The 21071-nt window shown below is 55.9% G+C and carries 17 protein-coding genes; 9 read left to right on the top strand and 8 right to left on the bottom strand.

All coding sequences use genetic code 11. From position 1 onward, the window contains the following. The first annotated feature begins 19 nt into the window (after positions 1-19). The 3 genes from ASH01S_RS14750 to ASH01S_RS14740 all read left to right on the top strand — a co-directional run bounded on the left by ASH01S_RS14750 (position 20) and on the right by ASH01S_RS14740 (position 4858). Positions 20-1528, top strand: a complete 1509-nt coding sequence (locus ASH01S_RS14750) for a hydrogenase large subunit (RefSeq protein WP_067929212.1) — start codon at positions 20-22, stop codon at positions 1526-1528. Between the two features lie 116 nt (positions 1529-1644). Beyond that, positions 1645-2538 carry an NADH-quinone oxidoreductase subunit NuoB gene (nuoB, locus tag ASH01S_RS18905; RefSeq protein WP_067929211.1) on the top strand — a complete coding sequence of 298 codons (894 nt, stop codon included), beginning with the start codon at positions 1645-1647 and terminating at the stop codon, positions 2536-2538. Then, the gene (locus ASH01S_RS14740) at positions 2531-4858 is read left to right on the top strand and encodes a proton-conducting transporter transmembrane domain-containing protein (protein WP_067929210.1); all 2328 of its coding nucleotides are present in this window, start codon (positions 2531-2533) and stop codon (positions 4856-4858) included. Before nuoB ends, ASH01S_RS14740 begins: the two co-directional genes overlap by 8 nt. A 268-nt stretch (positions 4859-5126) precedes the next feature. Here the strand turns inward: ASH01S_RS14740 and ASH01S_RS14735 are convergent, their stop codons facing one another. Beyond that, a complete protein-coding gene (locus ASH01S_RS14735) occupies positions 5127-6047 on the bottom strand; it encodes a ketopantoate reductase family protein (protein ID WP_067929209.1) in 921 nt (306 codons plus the stop codon). Positions 6048-6348: 301 nt separating this feature from the next. Here ASH01S_RS14735 and ASH01S_RS14730 point away from each other — a divergent pair, with 301 nt between their 5' ends. Then, entirely contained in the window at positions 6349-7908 is a 1560-nt protein-coding gene (locus tag ASH01S_RS14730) for a S53 family peptidase (RefSeq protein ID WP_067929208.1), read from the top strand. 79 nt (positions 7909-7987) lie between these two features. Here ASH01S_RS14730 and ASH01S_RS14725 read toward each other — a convergent pair whose 3' ends face one another. The 5 genes from ASH01S_RS14725 to ASH01S_RS14700 form a co-directional block, all read right to left on the bottom strand. Next, the gene (locus ASH01S_RS14725; protein ID WP_067929207.1) at positions 7988-8785 is read right to left on the bottom strand and encodes an ABC-2 family transporter protein; all 798 of its coding nucleotides are present in this window, start codon (positions 8783-8785) and stop codon (positions 7988-7990) included. Continuing rightward, positions 8769-9617, bottom strand: coding sequence for an ABC transporter permease (locus ASH01S_RS14720; protein WP_067929206.1), 849 nt, complete (start codon positions 9615-9617; stop codon positions 8769-8771). Before ASH01S_RS14720 ends, ASH01S_RS14725 begins: the two co-directional genes overlap by 17 nt. Continuing rightward, positions 9614-10693, bottom strand: coding sequence for an ABC transporter ATP-binding protein (locus ASH01S_RS14715; RefSeq protein WP_245629099.1), 1080 nt, complete (start codon positions 10691-10693; stop codon positions 9614-9616). The genes ASH01S_RS14720 and ASH01S_RS14715 overlap by 4 nt, the downstream gene beginning before the upstream one ends. A gap of 676 nt (positions 10694-11369) precedes the next feature. Then, a complete protein-coding gene (rarD, locus tag ASH01S_RS14705; RefSeq protein ID WP_067929204.1) occupies positions 11370-12311 on the bottom strand; it encodes an EamA family transporter RarD in 942 nt (313 codons plus the stop codon). A gap of 130 nt (positions 12312-12441) precedes the next feature. Further along, complete coding sequence (locus ASH01S_RS14700; protein ID WP_067929203.1) at positions 12442-13272, bottom strand: AraC family transcriptional regulator; 831 nt, start codon at positions 13270-13272, stop codon at positions 12442-12444. A 138-nt stretch (positions 13273-13410) separates the two neighbouring features. Here ASH01S_RS14700 and ASH01S_RS14695 point away from each other — a divergent pair, with 138 nt between their 5' ends. The 5 genes from ASH01S_RS14695 (at position 13411) to ASH01S_RS14675 (ending at position 18442) form a co-directional block, all read left to right on the top strand. Continuing rightward, a complete protein-coding gene (locus tag ASH01S_RS14695) occupies positions 13411-14205 on the top strand; it encodes a sugar phosphate isomerase/epimerase family protein (protein WP_067929202.1) in 795 nt (264 codons plus the stop codon). Between the two features lie 17 nt (positions 14206-14222). Beyond that, entirely contained in the window at positions 14223-15191 is a 969-nt protein-coding gene (locus tag ASH01S_RS14690) for a Gfo/Idh/MocA family protein (protein ID WP_067929201.1), read from the top strand. A 130-nt stretch (positions 15192-15321) separates the two neighbouring features. Then, entirely contained in the window at positions 15322-16266 is a 945-nt protein-coding gene (locus tag ASH01S_RS14685; protein WP_083517217.1) for a carbohydrate ABC transporter permease, read from the top strand. Positions 16267-16278: 12 nt separating this feature from the next. After that, on the top strand, positions 16279-17124 hold the full coding sequence (locus ASH01S_RS14680) for a carbohydrate ABC transporter permease (RefSeq protein WP_245629098.1): 846 nt from the start codon (positions 16279-16281) through the stop codon (positions 17122-17124). Positions 17125-17149: 25 nt separating this feature from the next. After that, positions 17150-18442 carry an ABC transporter substrate-binding protein gene (locus tag ASH01S_RS14675; protein WP_157067160.1) on the top strand — a complete coding sequence of 431 codons (1293 nt, stop codon included), beginning with the start codon at positions 17150-17152 and terminating at the stop codon, positions 18440-18442. Between the two features lie 202 nt (positions 18443-18644). On the opposite strand, the gene ASH01S_RS18580 is transcribed toward ASH01S_RS14675, so the two are convergent. Together ASH01S_RS18580 and ASH01S_RS14665 are read right to left on the bottom strand one after the other, a co-directional pair. After that, the gene (locus tag ASH01S_RS18580) at positions 18645-19370 is read right to left on the bottom strand and encodes an SGNH/GDSL hydrolase family protein (protein ID WP_169794248.1); all 726 of its coding nucleotides are present in this window, start codon (positions 19368-19370) and stop codon (positions 18645-18647) included. Positions 19371-19589: 219 nt separating this feature from the next. Then, complete coding sequence (locus tag ASH01S_RS14665) at positions 19590-20780, bottom strand: acyltransferase (RefSeq protein WP_067929198.1); 1191 nt, start codon at positions 20778-20780, stop codon at positions 19590-19592. Between the last annotated feature and the right edge of the window lie 291 nt (positions 20781-21071).

Genomic DNA, 21071 nt, shown 5'->3' with positions numbered 1-21071 from the left:
TGAAAGGAAGTGTCGACACGTGCCAGTGATTTCGAAGGAGAACCTGATGAGACTCTCTCCCAGTCAGACATTGCAGCGCTTGGACCTCGACGCATTCGCGCGCAGATTGTTGTCTGTGCGGCGAGCCTACAAACGTGGAGGCCCGGCTCCCGAGCGGCAGCTGCTCTACTACGGCGTAATGGACTCGGTCAATCCTCCCGCGTTGCTTGCGGTGGTGGGCCATCCATCATCCGGTCGAAGCTCTTGGCTCCAAGCAGAGCTCTCTGAACAGACTTGGCGTTCGCTGGCGGATACATGGCCGGCCCTACTCTGGCCGGAAATGGAGGTCCATGACCGTACAGGGAGGGTACCTGAAGGTCATCCGGATTTGCACCCCTTGTTAAAACCGCACATGCACACCCTGTCCGGCCGGGCGTCCGGTGCAGGCGTGTTCTCCTTGCCACTCGGTCCTGTGCGTGCGGATGTAACGGAATCAGGCTACTTTCTGTTTGACACGATTGGCGAGCAGATTATGCATTTGCAGCCTCAACTCTTTTACAAGCACCGGGGCATCGAACGAATGGCGGTGGGCCGCACTGTGGAGGACGTCACTCTATTGGCCGAGCGTATTTCGGGGACGACCACTGCAGGCCACACGGCAGCGTACGTGACTGCGGTCGAGCAGGCCAGCGGCTATGCCACACCGGATGCGGTGCGATGGGAACGTCAGTTGTTCATGGAGCTTGAGCGCCTTTACAACCACGCGCATGACATTTCACAGATGGCGTCCGCTTCCGGGATGACAGTCGGGCAGGCTCAAGTGGCGCGTGTCAAAGAAGAATGCCTGCGGCTCGCCGGTGATTTAACGGGCTGCCGCTACCTTCGCGGCGCCATCAAGCCGTTTGGCTCTGCCGCGATTGACTGGCGCGCCGTCTCCTCAATTGTGCTGGACCGCCTGGCGGCGGCTGATGCTCGGATGCAGCGGTTCGTGTCACTGCTCCAGCGCACACCAACCTTTGTCGACCGACTTGTCGGCACCGGCATTGTGAACAGAGATTGGGCAGACGACTACGGACTTGTTGGTCCCACTGCGCGTGCTTGCGGGATCCGGACGGACGCACGCCTTGAATATGCGCCATGGACATCCGATGTGGGTTTCACTTTATGCGTAGTACCACGCGCCAACGGGGACGCGCTGGACCGGTTTGAAGTGCGGGTGCAGGAATGGTCCGTGTCGATTCAGATGATCCGCAGCCTGCTGTCACGTTTGGCATCGACGAACCATGCGGAGAATTCGGACGGCCCGCACGGGTCACCAGGTCCCACCGTGTCCAAAGGTTGGGGGGGCGGCACGGTAGAGGGGCCGCGAGGCCGTATCAGCCATGTTGTCCAAGTAGACCACGGGCGTATCGCGTTCTGGGGCATTCGTTCGGCTTCCAGCTGGATCTGGCCCGTCTTCGGGTTGGCGACGGCAAATGGCAATATCCAAACGGACTTCCCAGTCATCGATGCCAGCTTCGGACTGTCGTACGCCGGGCTCGACCGGTGAACCGACGCTTGGCTGCTTCGCGCGCAGGGCTGGCTTCGCACGCCTTACACAGCGCTGCAAGATTGGCAGAAGAAAGCTGCAGACAATCGACGCAAAAGAATGCTGGAGGGATACCGATGTTGGCTAACTGGCTACGCGCCGGCATCGCAAGTGGGCGCATCACCACGAAATATCCGCGTAACGCTGCAGAACTCACTCAACGACACCCCGCCTGGCAGACAGTGGCCACGGAAACGCGAGCCTGCGGGCGAGAGTCGTGCTCCTGCATCGATCTGTGTCCGACAGGCGCGATCGCGTTCGATACCACCCACGCTCCCGTCGTGAACGCGTTGGCGTGCATCGGCTGCGGTCGTTGTGTGGAAGGATGTCCGGAAGGCATCTTCGCATGGAGCAAGCAGATTGACCTTTCCATTCCGGCAGACAATGAGTGGTCGGGGAGCCAGCGCCAAGCGGGCGTCCTCGCTGACGGGTCCGTCGCGGCAAACGCGGACACCATTGCCTCTGGCACGAGGTCGGATAGAGGCACCTTGGAAGAAGAGGCCTGCCCGGATTGGAACGCCGTGGATTCGGCAACACTTCGCCGGTTTCGTGCGGTGTTCGGCCGGAGCCTGAATGTCCGGCACATCGATGTCGGATCGTGTAACGCCTGCGAGTCCGAGGTGCTGGCCCTGTCAAATCCGTACTACAACTTCCATCGCCTCGGCATTTTCTTCACCGCCTCCCCGCGCCACGCCGACGTCCTGTTGGTCACTGGCGCACTGACATACGCGATGCGGGATGTTCTGCTTGCGACATATGAAGCCATGCCACGGCCGCGATTGGTCGTGGCGGCCGGGGTGTGCGCCTTGCACGGCGGGGTCTTCCAGGACAGTGAACAGTTCGTGGGGCCGATTGACAAGGTCATCCCGGTCGACGTGTTCATTCCAGGCTGCCCGCCCACGCCGTACGCGTTGATCAACGGCCTGCTGCAGGCGGCTGCACGCAGAGGGGAGGCGGTTGCTCATGCGTAGCTTGTTTTTCGTCTCCCTGTTGGCATTTTTGCTGTCGATTGCGTGGAGCGTCGTAACCTGGGGCGTATCCGGCAGGCGCAGCCACGTGTCTGCGCAGGGACGCGCGGCTCACCTGCCTTTTTCCCGCTGGCCGTGGGTGTGGATTGCCGTCGGCGCTATCTTGCAGGCAGTGTTGGGCGTGATGGGCCTTACCCAGCACAGTGTAGAGCCGTTGCTTTCCTTGCCCGCAATCCCGGTGTTCGGCACATGGGCTTTCCACGTTGACTTGCTCAGCAGCTTGCTATTTCTGATTCTTGGTGGAATCGGAACAGCCGGCGCGTTCGTCGCGATTGACCACACCCGTCATCACGGCGCCGGGACGGACTGCAGCATGGCGATGATCGTCGCGATTCAATTTATCTTCACGAGCTTTTTGCTCACATCGACCGATGCGATCCCGTTTCTCATTGCGTGGGAAGCGATGTCGCTGTGCGCGTATATGTACATTCTCTCCAATCATCACCACCGTCCTGCGCGCAGAGCGGCATACGTGACCGTGCTCATCAGCGAATTAGGGTTTTTGTTTCTTGTCATCGCTGTCGTTTTAAGTGCATCAATCGCCAGCACGGCGACCGCTGTTTCTGCAGCTGCTAACCCGTTCTCGTTCCTCGCGTTGGCAGCTCATTTGGCCGCCTCTTCCGCCGGATTGCGGGACGCGGTATTCCTGCTCGCTCTGCTGGGGTTCGGCGCCAAGAGCGGCGTCCTCCCGATGCAAGCCTGGATGCCCAGTGCATACGACGCGGCGCCGCCGCACTTGAACGCCGTGCTTGCGGGCGGCTTGCTGAACCTTGGCCTGTTTGGGATTCTGCGCATTCTCAGCATAGATGTGCCCACGCTGGCAATCGGGTTCATCGTACTCTGGATCGGCGCAGCCGCGGTGTTTTCCGGGGCCCTGTTCGCGGTCATTGAGGGGCGTATGCGTAGGCTGCTCGCCTACAGCAGCGTGGAAAACGTGGGCCTGATGCTGATCAGCATCGGACTCACGATTGTTTTCGCGGGTCGCCACAACCTGCATTACGCAAATGTCGCGATGATGGCGCTGTTCGTGCAAATGGTCTCGCACGCGATGGCAAAGTCGCTCGCTTTCCTGACGGCGGGCGAAATCAGTCACCGCGCGGGCTCTGCTGAACTGGACCAACTCGGCGGTCTGCTGCGGAGAATGCCAGCCGTAGGCTGTGCATTTCTCGTCGCCTGTCTGACGCTGGCGGCCGTCGCACCCTTCAGTGGTTTTGCGGCTGAGTGGATGACCTTTCAGGCAATGCTGCAGGTCTATCGCAGCCTGCCTGGAGTCGGACAGGTCGTGGTGGCAATGGGTGGCATGGTCGCCGCGGCAGGTGCGGCGCTGGCCATGACCACATTTCTGAAAGTGTTCGCATTCTCGATGACAGGTCACTACCGGGGGACCCACAAGTCTGGAGCGGCCTCAGGGCACGGTATGGACTACGGGGCTTCGATGAGCACCCAACCCGCCAGTCTCGACGCGCCGCCAGGCGTCGCCCTCATAGATCACGCCCATACAGGTGACCCAAACGGCCAACCGTTGACAGACGACCGCGGGGCTCGACAGGTGCACGTCCGGCGTCGAACGGGTCGGACCGCCGGTTTGGGGATCGCGATTTTGGCTGTCCTGTCCGCACTATATGGCTGGTTCCCGACCCTGGCAATGCCCGCTTATGAGCACGTGTCTGCCGCGCTACTCTCCGTCGCTACGCAGTTAACCGATATCGTGCCAAATGTATCGCGCGGCCCAGGACTGAATACGACCATCATCACCTTGGGTGGGGCTGCACCCAGCTTCCTGCCCACGCCAGGCCTCGTAATTCAGCCAGGCGATTTTGTCGCGACCATGGGTCCAACCTACGTGCTGTTCTGGTTCCTTGTGTTTGCGGCCTTTGGCTTTTTGTTGAGCCGATTGCCAAGAAAACGCGTGTACGCCGCGCGCACGGTCCCTTCATGGCTGGGCGGACGCGACCACCGCACAGCCCAGTCTCAGTACACAAGCTCAGCCTATGTGAATCCCTACCGCATGTTTTGGGCTGGATTACTGCGGTACCGTCTTCACCGACAGCTCATCCAGGGTTCGCCGTCGGTGCCGCGGGCTTGGAAACTCAAGCGGGAAACATCTTTCTGGCTTTCCGTGAACCCGTGGTTGGCACCTGTGCGCTTGATGCGGCGCGTCACGTCCCGCATTCGGCATTGGCAGCATGGGTACCTGTGGGGTTACATGCTGACGATTTTAGCCGGACTGTTGATCTTGCTCGCGTGGGCGTTTCTGTACTGAGCCATCGGACAGAACGACTTCAGCGCCGAAAAATAGAGTCAAAATTAGAAATGTATGGACAACAAGCGGTAGATAGCAGGTGGAAAACAAGCGCAGGTAGCCCTGCATCCGTCGTCCACTAGGTTTGTCGCAACGTGAGAAATCTGGCTACCTGCACTTTTTCGCTCCGTTTTCCAACTTTGGATGATATTCAATGGAGACACCCTTATTTTACAGAAGTGATGTTATGATACAGCTTTATTTTACAAAATCAGTAGGAATGTCCGCATTATGCATGCCCATTCTGCAGTACACGAATCATCTTCAGCAGCATATCGTTAACCGGGGTGGGGACATCGTAGACGCGTCCCAACTGGCACACCGTCCCGGCCAGATACTCGACCTCCGTTGTCCGCCCGGCCTCAATGTCTTGCAGCATGGAGGTCTTGGCCTCCGGAGACAGCGCGTTGAGGATTGGATGGAAACGTTCGATATCCTGCTCCGTTAGGTGCACACCTATCTTTTCCGAGAGCGCCAGGACTTCCCGCATCGCGGCGTGCATCACGTCGCGGGCCTCTTTCTGTTGTTGAAACACCCCATACGGTGCCCGCAACACAGCGGAGGTCTGATTGATGCCGACGTTGATCATGAACTTCCACCACATCATGCGCTGCATGTCGTCCGGAATCTCGTACGGAATCCCCGCACGTTCGAATAGTGATTGTACCGCCTCGACCTTGGGCGAGATCACCTTGTTCGTCTTCTCCCCAAAGCAGACCCTTCCAAACGTGCTGTAGGTCACCGACGTGCCTATCCGCAAGGCGTCAATCTCGACGCACATTCCGTATAAAACTCGGTCCATCCCAAAAGCGTGACCGAGCATCTCTTCACTTGAGATCCCGTTCATCAAAGAGAGAATGATGGTATCGGGACCGACATGGTTGCGAAGGCTTTGGATGGCACCGTCGAGGCCGTCGTACTTGACCGCCACCAACACCAAATCCGGCGGATCAAGGGGCATGTCAGGGGTGACATAGTTGAAGTCGTACCGTTCTCCGTTGACAAACACGCCCTCGCGGCGGTAACGCTCGATACGCGGGGCATCCGCGACAATTTGCAGGCATTGATTGTCCATGGCATGCAGTTTGGCCGCATACGAGGCGCCGATGGCGCCAAGTCCGATGAGGGATACGTGGTGAATCGTGGGCATGGCAATAGCCCCCTTGTGGGATGGTCGGGAGTCGTGAAGCTGGCGTTACGGACTGTCTTCATGAGGTGGCGCTGGTAGGGATGCTCAGGCTTATTAGTTGATAGTCATACACGATGATATCACTGAACGGCAGGTGAGAGAAGATGCCTAGACCCAATGGATACTGCCACGAGTTCTACCAGCCGCGAGATAGTGCAGGGGATGGGTGGCAAACCATATGGGTATTTATTCCTTTCGGTGTGAGGTGATTCTACGTACACTAGGGACAAGGGGGTAGCCTGAAAAGGAGGTTCGGAAGAGCATGATGATTCGAAGAGTCCTGTATTCAATAGGTGTAGTGGTTCCGAACGGTGGACAAGGCTTCTACCCAGAGGACATCAGGCGGTTGTACAACATTCCAGACAATTTGGATGGCCAGGGTCAGACCATTGGTATCCTGGAGTTCTCCAACGGCTACAACCTGCGGGATGCCCAGCAGTTTTGGCGCCTGCACGGCATTGCCGCTCCCCAGGTAACGTTTGTTTCCGTCGATGGCACACCAAACGATGGTGGCCGCAGCCCGGATGATGAGGAGGCAACGCTGGACCTGCAGTGGGCGGGGGCCATCGCCCCGGGTGCTCGTATCCTTGTGTACGAGGCCAATGCCGGCATGACGTATGACGATTTTGCCAAGTCCATGACGCGGACCTTGCAATACATCCTCAACGACAAGCAGCACCAGCCATCCGTTTTGTCGATCTCGTACGGTGACGGCGAGATTTCCTTCAACGCGGACGACATTCGGCAGTGGGCTGACCTTATCGCGCAATTGGATGCCCAAGGGGTCACGGTGTGCGTCGCGTCGGGCGATCAGGGAGCATACGGCTTGCACGACACGAACGGCCCGAAGACCCGCCACGCAGACGCGCCTGCCAGCGTGCCCATGGCGTTAGCCGTCGGGGGGACGTCGCTGCAACCGGACGGATCGGAAAGTGCGTGGACATACAATGGACCGGACAACGGCGGGGCCAGTGGTGGCGGGTTCAGTTCTGTGTTTGCGAAGCCGGATTATCAAAGTGAGATTTCCGGCAGCGGTCGTGGAATTCCTGATATTTCCTGCAACGCCGATCCGGCGACCGGTTATCAAATCGTCTTTCAGGGGCAGACGGTGGTGGTGGGGGGAACGTCTGTGTCCTGCCCCGTTTTCGCTGCGGTGTTGGCCTTGGCCAACCAGGCGCGCGAACAGCAGGGGCTGCCGCCGCTGTCAGGACTGGCCAAAATTCTTTACGGGGACGCGTCAAAGCTCGGGTATCGCGACATTACCACGGGCAACAACTCGTTTAACGGGGTCAAAGGATACGACGCCGTTGCCGGGTGGGATGCGTGCACCGGGTTTGGATCGTTTGATGCGGCCAAACTCATCTCATATTTGGCCAGTTTGCCCACGGGAACGAAGGTGCAACCACGGCCGCAGCCGGCGCCAGTGCCTGTGCGGGGGACGGAGAGTGCGTCATCATCACATCACCCACGCGAGTGTATCGTGCGCGTGCAGGCGGTCATACAGCGCGTGGAGCCGGATGTTCATCGGGACGGCGCTTATCACCATCACCTGCTGCTGAACGGAATTCAGGTGCTGAAGGTGTGGAACGGCACGCAGTGGGATGTGGACGATGCCGCGTTTGCGGCGATTCGCTATGGCGATGAGCTGGGGCTGTCGGGACCGATTCCCAACTTGGAGCCGGGTCAGACCATCGAGCTGCAAGGCCGGTACATTCCCCGGGATGAAGCGTATCCGAGCGCCAGCAATCCGGGTGACGCGGTCATCGACGAGACGCACCACCCGTTTGGCTTTGTTGTGTATCAAGGGCGGTTGTATCGCTGACTGGATCCGTCTGTCGCCGGACGGGGTGGCGGAGTGCCGGAGCAAGCGGGGATTTCAGTTCCGCGCTCGCACGGCACTCTTAGCTACGTATGGTGATCCGGTTGCCGGACGTGTATACCTTGAGTCCAACATGGAACACACGGCGGGCCAATGCGAGTTCACAGGCGCCAACTCCGAGCGCCACCCAGACCAACCAAGGGCGGATGCCGTCAATTACCGCCAGTGGCAGCGTGCTGACAAGGCCCGCCGGGATGATTCCGTAGATGACCACACGAATCACGACGCCGTGAAAGATGGTGGACGGATAATGGGAAAACGTGATAAACACCTCGGCCAACTGCGCTCCGAGTCCCTCTCGTCCACCGATGAAAAAGACCAGGGATTGCGTGAGCACCACAAACCCGATGAGCAGCAGGGTGCAGGCGGCGAGCGCCACCAACGTCTGTATAACCGCCTGTCCCGTGTGCGGTGTGGAGAGTACGAGCATCATGACTCCAAAACTGAGATCTCCCCACCCGACCACATTTTGCCGGCTGATGAGGGCGTGGTATAACGGAGGCTTTGGGTGGCTGAGGTAGATATCCAGCTCCCCTTCCGAGATGATGCGTCCCAGGTTCAGCGCGTTGCCAAACATGATATCCATGATGCCAAAGCTGACCGCACTCAGTCCCCACAGATACAGGATATCGGTGCGATGCCAGCCGCCTACCACCGGAAAGCGAGCGAAGTAGAGTAACCAGAACGTCACCCAGATGGCGTCGTTGAACACCATGCTGACTACTTCTAGCCAAAAACTCGCCCTGAAGGCATAGCTGCCCTTCACGTTGAACACGAAATAGGCGAGGGCAAGTTGGAGGCGGTTACCCACCTTGGACATGCAGGCGCTTCACCCCTTTCCCGTACAGGAACGTGCACACCGCCAGGCAGATGAGCATCCAGCCGCAGCCCGTGGCGAGGGCTTGACCGATATCGTAACCTCGCAGGTGAACCAGGGTGCGGGCCGGCAGGTAGGCAATGACCTGAAACGGCAGCCACGCACAGACGCGGGCCAGCCAATCCGGGAACAGAGGCAGCGGAATCATCATGCCGCCGAGAATCATCACCAGACGCGACAAAATCAAATCCAAACCTCGTCCGTCTTCCATCCAGAACAACAGGAGTCCAATCACCATGTTCATGGTGAACTGGGTGGACACGGCCAGCGCGGTGGCGACGACGGTCAGCAGGACGGACGCCCATGAGGCCGGGGGAGGTCCAAAGAACAGGGCAGCCACCATGCCCGCGAGAACGATGTTCAAGCCGATGCGGACGCTCGCCTCGCCCAGGTACTGCGCAAAGTTGTAACCAATGTAGCCGATGGGTTTGGTCAACCGGTACGCAATCTCGCCGTGTTTGATCTCCTCCGAAAGCCGCATGGCGAGGCGTGGACAGCCCATCACAATCGACTCGGTCATGGCTAGGTACCAGACCACCGAGGCGATGCCGTAGCCGGCAATGGAGGATGTGGCCATGGTCCCGTAGGTGGTCGACCACAGTTCCGCGAACACATACATGATGACGACAAGGAAGATGCCCTGCACCGATTGTTCCGGGACGTAGGCCCATTGATTGCGCAACGATATGCGGAAGACAGCCCAGTACTTGCCCAGTCGGCGGGTGTGCCTTCTGGCGGGCACGGGCCAGCCGGTCACTCTGGTCATTCCGGTCATAAAACTCTCTCCTCACGCAGAGCCGTCGGAGCTTGGGTTGCGCGTGGCGTCTGCTCCAGGTAAATCGCGCGGATGATGTCTTCCATCGCCGGCTCCATCACGCTCACATCTTTCACGGCGTAACGGTGGAGAATGTCGGCCAAAAGCTTGTCAATCTCCACCCGCAGTACATCCACCACCAGCTTGAAGCGCACGTTGTCAAGCTGTTGTACCTCGATGCCCTCTCGTGCCAACTCGAACCCAGGGGTTTGCAGTTGCAGGTGCATTTCCTTGTAATGCAAGAAGCGCGTCAACAACTGGCTCGTGGGCCCGTCGAACAACAGCCTGCCCTGGTTGATAACCAACACTCGCCGGCACAGTGACTCGACATCGGTGGCATCGTGCGAGGTCAGAAAAACGGTCACACCTTCCTGCCGGTTTAAGTCCCGGATGAGATTGCGGATGGTTTGTTTCACGACCACATCCAGCCCGATGGTCGGTTCGTCGAGAAACAGAATGCGCGGGCGGTGCAAAAATGACACGGCGATCTCGCAGCGCATCCGTTCGCCGAGCGACAGCTTGCGCACCGGCGTGTTCAGGAGCGGTCCCAGGTCAAATCGCTCCACCAATTCGTCCCGCCGCCGCCGGTACTCGTCTTTTGGAATGTCGTAGATGCTTCCCATCAGGTCAAACGTGTCCCGTGGCGGCAGATGGTACCAGAGTTGTGATTTCTGGCCGAAGACGGTGCCAATGTGATAGGACAGTTCGACTCGCTTTTCCCAAGGACGCAGCCCGAGCACACGGGCGTCACCACCGGTGGGATGCAAAATGCCGGTCAGCATCTTGATGGTGGTGGACTTTCCAGCACCGTTGGGACCGATGAAGGCGATGGTTTCGCCGGCCTCCACCTGAAAATCGACAGGGTACAGTGCGACCTTGGTGGTGCCGGGATGCGTTTCATCTGCACTCAAGTCCACTTTTGCGGCGCCGTTCGCATACGAGCGTTTCTTCCGCCAGGGCAACTGCAGGAATCGGTCTCGACCTGGGGATTGGCGGAAGGTTTTGGTCAACTGACGAACTTCAATAATGGCAGCCACCCTGCACTCTCTCCCTTCTGTACGTCCTGGCGCCGATGTAGTTGGCGCGGCCGCTGCTTTGACGCGGTAAAGGAAAAAACCCCTCGGCCCAGGTCCGGTAAATCCCGGAACTTGCCGAAGGGCTTTTATCCCTTACGGTGTACGCACACGTGCGCAGCGTCGCTCGGTTCGCCCAGAGCGGATCCCTAGACGCTCTTCCAGTCGCCACCACATCTATACGATTTGCAGGAATTATAAAGAGGGCGCTGCCGGTTGTCAATCACTGCGGTCATCTTCCGAGCGGCCGGATGTAGATGCCGGATTCGATGGAGTTCTGCCGGGACCATCAGATATGGCAGTGTCGCCTTTCGCCCGCTGCGGGCGCTTTTCAATGCGGCGAAAACCATGGCGATGCTGTGCCGGTTGTCGCGACAGTCCGTTTCCTCCGGCCGGCCTTGGGCCACGTCCTGGAACATTTCGTCCAGACACTGCCGTCGGACATCCCGAAGATGCACGCGGCGGCCGCGTTTCCTCCTCACATCTTGGCGTCGGGTCGCGAGTCGGACTCGCCTCCAACTCGCGTCCGATTGCACGCCTCGTCAGCCTGACATGAAATCCCAGGCTCCGCCGAGGTGTGCCTGTGGCGCACGGGTACGGGGAGACGAGTGGTCATAGGTCCCGGGCGGTTCAACCGGTCTCAGTGGTGTAGGGTGAGCCCCCGGTACAACTTGTGTTCCATCCAGGCAAACGGCCGCGTGCGGGCCACCGTGAACAACGCCAGCGAGACCCAGATGAGAATGAACGCCACCAGGTCCTGCTGGTTGAACGGTTCATGGTACAGGAATGTCCCGAGGATGAGCATGATGGTCGGAGCGATGTACTGCAAGAACCCCACAAGCGACAGGGGGATGCGATTGGCTCCACTCGCGAACAGGAGCAACGGCACCGCCGTCACGGCGCCTGATACCAGCAGAAGCCACGTAAGACGCGCCTCGTGGAGCGGTAACGCATGGCCGCCTGCGCTGTAAAAACAGGCCAGGAAGATGACGGCCACGGGGGTCATGATGGACGTTTCAATAGCCAGCCCGGTCATGGCCCCAAGGTGCACCGTCTTCTTGAACAGGCCATAGACTCCGAAGGACACGGCGAGCACCAGCGATACCCACGGAAAGGTTCCCGTGTGCAACGTCAGCAGCAGTACACCCAAAAAGGCTACCAGCACGGAGACAATTTGCCACATGGATAGCTTCTCTTTGAGAAATATCACGCCCAACAATACGCTGACGAGAGGGTTGATATAATACCCGAGACTGGACTCAATCACATGTCCGTGGTTGACCGCCCAGATGAATGTGTACCAGTTCACCGTAATCAGTACGGATGCGCCGACGATGAGCAGCGCCTTGCGCGGCGTGGCTATGAGTTGCCGCACGTCGGTGGCCAGGGTCGTGAGGCTGCGTGTCACCAACAACAGCAACATCATGAAGACGAAGGACCAGAGAATGCGGTGGGCCAGTATCTCCTCCGGCGTGGCGCCGGACAACCACTTCCAATAGATGGGCAGAATGCCCCACAGCAGGTAGGCGCTCAGCGCCGACGCAGCTCCGGTGACCTGATCATTCGGCTTCCTAGTTGTCACGCCTTTCCCTCCTCTGTGTACGGCCGCGCCATACGCGACCTGGCGGTCTGCGGAAGATCACACAGACCCCATTATTGTAGAGAGCCGCGCCAGCGGCATCAAGGGGCGGATTGGAACCCACATTCCTCTCTCAGCCCAGGTATTGCCGCCGGTACTGCTCCGGCGTGAGTCCTTCATAGCGACGGAAGGTGGAAATGAAGTGGCTCGCGTCATAGAAGCCAACACGTCCAGCAATCTGTTGAATGGAGGCTTCGGTAGTGGACAGCAGCATCTCTTTCGATTTTACAATTCGCAGCTGCAGCACGTATTGGTACGCACTGATGCCAAAGACGTGCTTGAACAGCGTGTTGATCCGCTGGGGACTCATGTCCAACAATTGAGACATCCAAGACAGCCCAACGTTGGGGTTCGCGTATTCTGTCTCCAATGCAGTCAGAACCGGCATTAATTTCTGATGCCACTTGGAGAATGGGGACTGTCCGCTGATCCACGCGTACTTGCGCAGGTGAATCAAGAATGCGTAGACCTCCACGCTGCCCGTCAAGCCGGCAAAATCATAGCCAGGTTGGCAGTTCGTGTCAAAGTGTTCGTGAATGGACGCCAGCGGCGAGTCGGGCTCCCAGCTCAGCGGTATGCCGGTTGGCACTCCGATAGTCGAGACGATGGCGTGGGACAGCACACCGTCGAAGGTGAGAAACCAGGTGCTCCAATTGGGGGTCACCGCTTGATAACTGTGCGGTGTGTCGGGACCAAGGAGAATGCCCCTGTTTGCCGGCATCCGGAAAGTCTTGCCGCAAAGTGTAAATTCGCCAACTCCCCCAATCGTGTGCAGCCAGTGATAACAGAAGAAACCGTGTTCGCGAACGACCGATTCTTGATGCGGTCGAATCCCTACCGACTGAATGTGTAGCGGGAGACGCTGCTCCCATTCGGAGGTCACCAGGTGATTTCGATCACCCATTTGTAAACCTCTCCGCCCTTTCATTTTTTCCTATGCCGGACAGTTTATTTTATATTCTATGTGAATTCGCTTTCATATACAATAGCCGTAACCCACGAGGCAGGCTCGGTGGGTGTTTGCCCATAAGGAGGTGCGCCGATGAAGTTTGCCGTGCAGGAAAACTTAGTTCCCGGCAGCACGTTTCAAGAGAAGGTGGACAACCTTCAATCCTTAGGTTATGACGGCGTGGAACTGCGGGGCGACGGTCTCGCCGGGCGCGTAGGTGAGATCCGTCGGGCGTTGGAGGATTCCGGGGTGTCTGCGACGTGTGTCTGCGGTGGCTACAAGTTCGGCCTCTTGTTTCCCGACAAAGGGGAGCGCGCCCAGGCGCGCGACCAGATTCGCACCTTGCTGTCGCTGGCCGCTGAAGTGCGGGCGCAAGGGTTAATTCTTGTACCGATATTCGGCCCACCGCGTCTCCCAGACCTTAGTCCCTGGAGAACCTCCGAACAGCTTGAAGAGGAACTCCTGGTGGAACAGTTGGGCGAACTCGCCGAATACGCGGGGACCCAGGGCACCCAGCTGATTCTCGAGCCGCTCAATCGCTATGAGACCCACTTCGTGCGCCGCATAGAGCAGGCTGTTCAACTATGCCAACGCGTGGCTTCACCTCATATGACGGTGTTGGCGGATGTCTTCCACATGAACATCGAGGAAGCTTCCATTCCGGATGCTCTGCGCGGTGCAAAGTCGTGGCTTGGATATGTCCACCTGGCGGATTCCAACCGCCTTTTGCCTGGAATGGGGCACATCGACTTCGCAGCGGTGTTTGCTGCACTGTCTGAGATCGCCTACGGCGGTTGGATGTCGCTTGAATGTGGCGTTCCTGAGGGCGGTGGGGAGGCGCTGGGACAGAGTCTCCGTTTCATGCAATCCCTGCTGCCCAACGAATGAGAGAAAGGACGGTTACCATGACTCTGCGTATTGGTTTTATCGGCGTCGGCGGTATCGCCGAGGTGCATCTGCGCAACATTGCTGCGACGGACGGTGCGCAGGTAGCGGCTATGTATGACGTGAATCCCGAGCGTCTGCAAGAAATGGCCCACAGGTACGGATGCGCCGCGTACGACGACATGCAGGAGATGCTGCAGCAGGCAGCCCTCGACGCGGTGTATGTCTGTGTACCTCCGTTTGCGCATGGGGAGATTGAGTTTTCGGTGTTGGAGCACGGCCTGCCCATGTTTGTCGAAAAGCCGATCTCGATAGGCGAAGACCCGGCTCGCCAGATTCTTGACACCATCGAATCGCGCCGGTCTATCGTGGCCGTCGGGTATCACTGGCGTTATGCCCAGGCTGCACAGCGTGCCAAGGAGCGCCTGGCTGGGCGCATTCCGGCGATGGTGCAGGGGTACTGGATGGGAGATATGCCCATGGTTTCGTGGTGGCGACGAATGGACCAGTCGGGCGGACAATTGGTGGAGCAGACCACGCACATTGTCGATCTCGCCCGCTATCTGCTGGGAAATGTGCGCGAGGTCTACGCCGTCTTCGCGCAGCGGGGCATGCAGGACATCGTGGAAGGGGTGACGGTTCCGGACGTGGGCTGCATTACCCTCCGCTTTGAAAACGGAGCTGTTGGCACGATATCGAATACCTGTCTGCTGAATCAGGGCTATACGGTGGGCCTCGATATCCTCACCCGGGATGCGATTCTGGAGATCCGCGGGGACGGTTTGACCGAGCGCACGACTGCGCAAACGGTCATCTACCGCAATCAGGAGAATCCCTATCTCAGCGAGGATATCGCATTCCTGGACGCTGTTCGCAGTGGTGACCCCAGTCGACTCTTGTCCACATACAAAGACGCTTTCCTGACGCAGCGGGTGACCGCCGCGGCCAACCGGTCGGCCGCAAGCGGCAGGCCGGTATCGTTGGATTAAAGGACCTCGCCTGGGCAGGGTGTTCGCCCGACACCCTGCCTGAGGATGGCCGATCTTTGGATTTTTATATCTGAATATATGTAAATTTGTGTATTCTATCGATCGTGACTAATATGTGGGAGGGATATGAATGGGCATCACTCATCCGGATATCCACGCGTCTTCCACGGCTCGGGTGTCCGTCTGGGGGCAACGATGGAAACAGGTGAAACGGCACCGCACCATTTATCTCTTTATCTCTCCGTTTTACATTTTATTTGCCGTCTTCGGTCTGTTTCCCATTGTATTTTCGGTGTATTTGTCGTTTCACTCCTGGGACGGCCTAGGGGTTATGGAGTATATCGGGCTGAAAAACTTTGAACTGGTTCTCACGGATGGGCAGTTCTGGCAATCTGTTTTTAATACACTCGTTATTTGGGTAGAATCCACGATTCCAATGCTATTTTTCGCCTTGGTGATTGCCTTTCTGCTCAATTCCGCCTTTGTGCGATTGAGGAGTGTGTGGCGATTCAGCTTTTTCCTCCCCAACATCACCTCTATCGTCGCTGAGGCCGTACTGTTTGGGGCGTTCTTTCAAACGAAGTTTGGCCTATTGAATTACTTGCTAGAAAAGCTCGGGCTCGGTGCCGTCGATTGGTTGAATTCAAACTTCTGGCTTCAGATTGCCGTTGCCATCATGATCATCTGGCGCTGGACCGGGTACAACTCCATCATTTACCTCGCTGGACTGCAGTCGATTTCTGAAGAGCTCTACGATGCGGCCCGCATCGACGGCGCCTCGGCGACCCAGACTTTTCTCCGGATCACGATTCCACTCATGCGTCCCATTATTCTGTTCACGGTCATCATGTCCACCATCGGAGGTATGCAGGTATTTACAGAGCCTCAGGTGTTGACGAATGGATCGGGTGGTCCGGGCCACGGCGGAGTGACGATGGTTTTATATCTCTACAACCAGGCCTTTAGCAACCATCTGTTTGGCTACGGGTCGACGATTGGCTGGTTTCTTTTCGTCATCATCTTAATTCTTTCCTTACTCAACTCCCTGCTGGTTAACCGGATATCCAAATCGTGAGGAGGGGTCTGTGTGCAAAAGGGGATCGATAGCAAGGGAGTATCTCCAGCTAAGTTGTTTCTCTACCTTGGTCTAATCATATGGTTCTTATTTTCAATATTCCCTTTTTATTGGTTGATTGCGATGTCGACCCGCGGCACATCAAGTATCTTTTCTTATCCTCCCAAGCTAACCTTTGGTCATCGATTTCTCACGAATATTCATCACTTGCTGTCGGCAGTGTCTTTCTTCCACAGCATGTGGAACAGCTTGGTGGTTGCAGGTCTGAGCACCTTGCTTACACTGTTCTTTACCTCGCTCGCCGGTTTCTCATTCGCCAAGTTTGAATTTCCCGGGCGAAAGTCCTTGTTCTTGATTCTGCTGGGCACGATGATGATCCCAGGGCAGTTGAGTCTCGTCCCGCTGTTTACCATTATGAAGACGTTCCATTGGGTAGACAACCTCAAGGCGCTCATTGTACCGGGTTTGGCAAGTGCATTTGGGATATTTTGGATAAGGCAGTTTGCGGAATCAGCTATCCATGATGATCTGCTCAATGCAGCCCGTATCGACGGCTGTGGGAACTTTCGTCTGTATTACCACGTGGCTTTGCCGGTGCTGCGCCCGACTCTGGTGGCCTTAGGTATCTTCTTGTTCATGGGCAGCTGGAATGATTATCTGTGGCCACTGGTGGTCTTAAACAGTCCACAGAATTTCACAGTCCAGGTCATGTTGGCATCTCTGAATGGAATTTATTTCAAGGACTATGGCATGATTATGGCGGGCACACTGCTTGCAACCCTTCCACTCATCATTCTATTTTCCATATTCAGCCGAAAGATTATGGGGTCTGTCGCCATTGGTGCCGTCAAGAGCTGACTCCATTTCGTCGAAACAAGACGAAGTGAGAGAGGAGATGGGACGTATGACATATAAGAAAGCTGTGGCAGTTGTATTCACACTTCTTATGGTGGTATGTACCGCCAGTTGTGGGCAGAACTCTGCCCATCAGAATGGAAAGATCACGCTGACTTTGTGGTATTGGAACGATTCGATCAATGATGACCTCTTGAAGCAGGTGGACAAAGCCTTTCCGAACGTGCATCTACAGGCGGAAAAGATTGGCGGCAATTTTGAGTCCAAACTGATAGCCTCCATGTATGCAGACGATGCTCCCGACATCACCGCCATAAATTCCGCAGATTTTATTGCGACTATGGTGAAGGACTATAATCAGTTCGTAAACCTTAATCAGTTTTCGGAAGTGCGCAAGGCGAAGAAGCAATACCTGGCCTGGAAGTGGAACTTGGCTTCCACGCCTGATCACAAGTATCAGGTGGCCATTCCCATGGATACGGGTCCTGTGGTGCTGTATTACAATACGAAAGTGTTCAAAAAGGCAGGATTGCCGACCTCCCCGGAACAGGTGTCCAAGAAATTAAAGACGTGGGACGACTACATCCAGGCTGGTGAGCACATCAAGCAGAAGACAGGCGTCCCACTGGTGGATAATCTGACCACGGTCTACAATGCCGCACTCAATCAGGGCAAAACCTATTACTTTACATCGGACATGAAACCGATTTATGAGACAAACCCTGTGGTGAAGCACGCGTGGAATCTGGCGGTCGAGTTTCATCACAAAGGGTTGTCAGCTGATGTGGACGAGTGGACAACTGCTTGGAGTGCGGCCGCAACGCACGATGGATTTGCGTCTTTTGTCGGGGCGAGTTGGATGGTTCCGCAACTGGAGCAGTCAGATACTCGCAAGGGGGTCTGGCGCATTGCGTCAGCTCCAGGAGGACCGGCTGATTTGGGTGGATCGTTCATCGGCGTCACCAAGGATTGTAAGTATCCTGAGTTGGCCGCCAAAATCATTTTGTGGTTGCAGAACCCGAAGCACCAGGCACAAGCGTATGCTAGCCTGGGTCTCTATCCATCCGCTCCCAGCGCCTTCGCGGATCCCATTATGAATAAGCCGTCTTCATACTTCGGTGGCGAAAACATCAATCGATACTTCTCTGCATCGGACAAGGCTATTGACATAGGGTTTCAAAGTCCCTACGACGCCACCATTAATAATTACTTCACGCAAGAGTTGGCGCTGGTGGCCCATAACAATAAGAATCCCAACTCTGCCTGGAGCGAGGCGATAACGGAAATCAATCAACAGATGCGCCGGGTGCTGGTGAATTGACGGTTAAATCACCCAACAAGGCGTGCGGATCGTAGACTTGATAAATAAAGCAGAGGGTTTTGGCGCTGCAGACCTCATGTCTGGGTTCACGGCGCCTCTGCTTTCCTCTATTTTCCGTATAGGCGGAGGATGTATGGGTATACATAGCGTTTCCAAAATGACGTCAGTCCGCGCTACCTAAAGGACCTAATGGATCCGAAGCTCACGAATGAAATTGAATAGCGCCTAATCCGAATTTCAGAACCAGGTCATTTTCCAGAAGTGTACCGGCGAGTTCGTGACCGGCCTGATTGGGGTGCCAGATGTTTCCGTAATACATGCGGTAGGTTTGATGGTGGGCTTGTATGTAGACTTCCATTTGATGATATACGTCCAGAATCACTACGTTCCTATTGTTGAATGAGTCCGCGACACTGAATAATTTTCTGATAAATACCTCTTGTTTCGCGTGCTCCACTGTAGCAGAGGCTTGCACGACGGGGGGCGTCACGATGAGCACAACCGCATGGGCTTTTAAAGCATCCGCAATTTCATCGCGGATAGCGTCTCCAAACTGGGTGACCGTCGTCTTATGCTTGCTTGCAATCGAATTCAGCAATCCCCAGGCCAAAACGACAATCTGAGGACGGTCTTTCTTCAACCACAGTTGAAACTTGCCGCTTTCCTGCATCCTGACAGGAGTTTCCCCCACAATTGTATGGTCCACATATTTGTAATTTGTGTCGGTACTCATGCTTCGTGCGGAGAAGGCCCGTTTCACGTATGAGTCAGAATGTGGGTCTAACCAACCGTGGGCCATGGAGCCACCAAATACGTCGACTGTTTCTGTACTGAGTGTGGTGTTGAGCTTTATTTCCGTCTGCTTGACTGGACTAGAATGTTGAACCGCATATTGAGATTGAGTCACATGGCGATTAGACCGATGCATAGTGTAGTCTCGAAATTTCCAACCGGCAACGAACGTGATGATGCACAACGTTATCACACTGATAGCTTGGATGGCATGTCGAACGGGATACCTGGTCTGCAGATTCCTCTTGTGTGGGCTCATCAATGATTCCTTTCTTGCTGTTCCCTGTTGTTTCAGGATGGCTGTCTCTAGGTAGCCCTCAGTCGAACCAGGTAGGATTGACGCAGTATGTAGTGGTCAGGCAGTTGCCGACGTGGATTGAACCATTCGTTTACGGAAATTGACCTTGCGTCCGATACAATACGCAAGACCTGGGACTTTTCCTATACCATAGGCTACCAGCATGGAGGAAAAGTAAACAAACAGAACCGAGATAGGTATCAAGCTAAAATGTACCCAGCTTGGCACTTGGAGATGCTGGACGGTCGTTTCCATGATGTATAACGGAAACGGTTGAATCAAAAAGATACCGAAGGACGTGTTTGATGCAATTCTGACGAAACGACTGAATGGCTGCCAGGTTGGCAATTCACGCCGCTTAGCCCATTGAAACCCAGCATACCACATGGATGCTATCACAATGAGACTAAATGGAACCATGATGGGCTGCAGCACGGTTTCGGATAGACTGCTTCCCTCCATGAGGACCAATTGATCCACGAAGTAGTGTGCAATCACGATGACCACCGCTACTCCGAGCGTCGTCCACAACATGCGTGGATGTCTATTCATGAATGACAGGATACGGTCGTAATGGCAGGCTACGATGCCACCAGCAATAAACCAAAATTGGTAAGTCAGTAAAAATGTCTGTCGATGCGCATCCAAGTGAGACAAGATCCCCGGCAAACTGGACGGATCGAGATGAGACAATACAAATTTTGTTAAGTACATCAGACCTAACTCCAATAAAAAGCTGCCAATAAAAATGTGTGTATGCCAGCGTTCCAGTTTCCGAAGTCCATACAGTAGAATCGGAAACACAACATAGAGCTGCATCGTTACAAGCACATAATACAAGTAGAACTGATTTCCAACCTCAAGCGAATGCACCAATACTCGGACCAGTGAACCGATAGACCAATCATATGTACCCCGGGTGATGTCGCCGAATATGATGTAGATGATATTCCAAAAGAGGTAGGGGATCGCGATCAAGGCGAATCGTTTACGCCAGAATTTCAAGGTGCTAAAGTCACGCCGATAGTAAGTGATAAAAAGCACCAGACCTGTGATAAACATGAAGGCCTCGCGAGTGAAATGTAAAGGCGTGATGATGGCTCCCAATACCAATAGAGGCGTTACCGCTTGCTGGGGTTCCATTTCAATGAATCGCGCTAGTGTATGTACGCAGATCACGCTCAACATAATGAACGCACGCATCAGGTCAACTTCATACAGATGTCTTTTTCGTTCCGTACGCGCCATGATAACCTCCTTGGTGCCAAATGATGGGTGTCTTAGATTTTCGCTCAATCGGTTTGCAATGATGAAAGCCTCTCATGATACTCTGTAAGACGCCGACCCATGACGTACGAGAGCAATGATTCGACAACGGTCGGCCCGATTCCTGTCTTTTTGTATCGGAAATTCACTACGATGATCGTTCCGAATGACGTTGTGGTTTATGTTTATAATAATATAGTTAATAGTCAAACTGGCGCAGGACGAGGCGGGCACCGGCTTGAATCGACGCATGTGTACCCGGCTCTAGCCAAG

Source organism: Alicyclobacillus shizuokensis NBRC 103103, from assembly GCF_001552255.1.
GTDB classification, from domain to species: domain Bacteria; phylum Bacillota; class Bacilli; order Alicyclobacillales; family Alicyclobacillaceae; genus Alicyclobacillus_G; species Alicyclobacillus_G shizuokensis.
The sequence above is the reverse complement of the archived record's forward strand: the minus strand, read 5'-3'. Positions and strand labels throughout refer to the sequence as shown.

Coding starts and splice junctions, on each gene's coding strand:
- nuoB (WP_067929211.1), top strand. CDS start 1,645: ATGTTGGCTAACTGGCTACGCGCCGGCATCGCAAGTGGGCGCATCACC.
- ASH01S_RS14740 (WP_067929210.1), top strand. CDS start 2,531: ATGCGTAGCTTGTTTTTCGTCTCCCTGTTGGCATTTTTGCTGTCGATT.
- ASH01S_RS14735 (WP_067929209.1), bottom strand. CDS start 6,047: ATGCCCACGATTCACCACGTATCCCTCATCGGACTTGGCGCCATCGGC.
- ASH01S_RS14730 (WP_067929208.1), top strand. CDS start 6,349: ATGATGATTCGAAGAGTCCTGTATTCAATAGGTGTAGTGGTTCCGAAC.
- ASH01S_RS14725 (WP_067929207.1), bottom strand. CDS start 8,785: ATGTCCAAGGTGGGTAACCGCCTCCAACTTGCCCTCGCCTATTTCGTG.
- ASH01S_RS14720 (WP_067929206.1), bottom strand. CDS start 9,617: ATGACCGGAATGACCAGAGTGACCGGCTGGCCCGTGCCCGCCAGAAGG.
- ASH01S_RS14700 (WP_067929203.1), bottom strand. CDS start 13,272: ATGGGTGATCGAAATCACCTGGTGACCTCCGAATGGGAGCAGCGTCTC.
- ASH01S_RS14695 (WP_067929202.1), top strand. CDS start 13,411: ATGAAGTTTGCCGTGCAGGAAAACTTAGTTCCCGGCAGCACGTTTCAA.
- ASH01S_RS14690 (WP_067929201.1), top strand. CDS start 14,223: ATGACTCTGCGTATTGGTTTTATCGGCGTCGGCGGTATCGCCGAGGTG.
- ASH01S_RS14685 (WP_083517217.1), top strand. CDS start 15,322: ATGGGCATCACTCATCCGGATATCCACGCGTCTTCCACGGCTCGGGTG.
- ASH01S_RS18580 (WP_169794248.1), bottom strand. CDS start 19,370: ATGCATCGGTCTAATCGCCATGTGACTCAATCTCAATATGCGGTTCAA.
- ASH01S_RS14665 (WP_067929198.1), bottom strand. CDS start 20,780: ATGGCGCGTACGGAACGAAAAAGACATCTGTATGAAGTTGACCTGATG.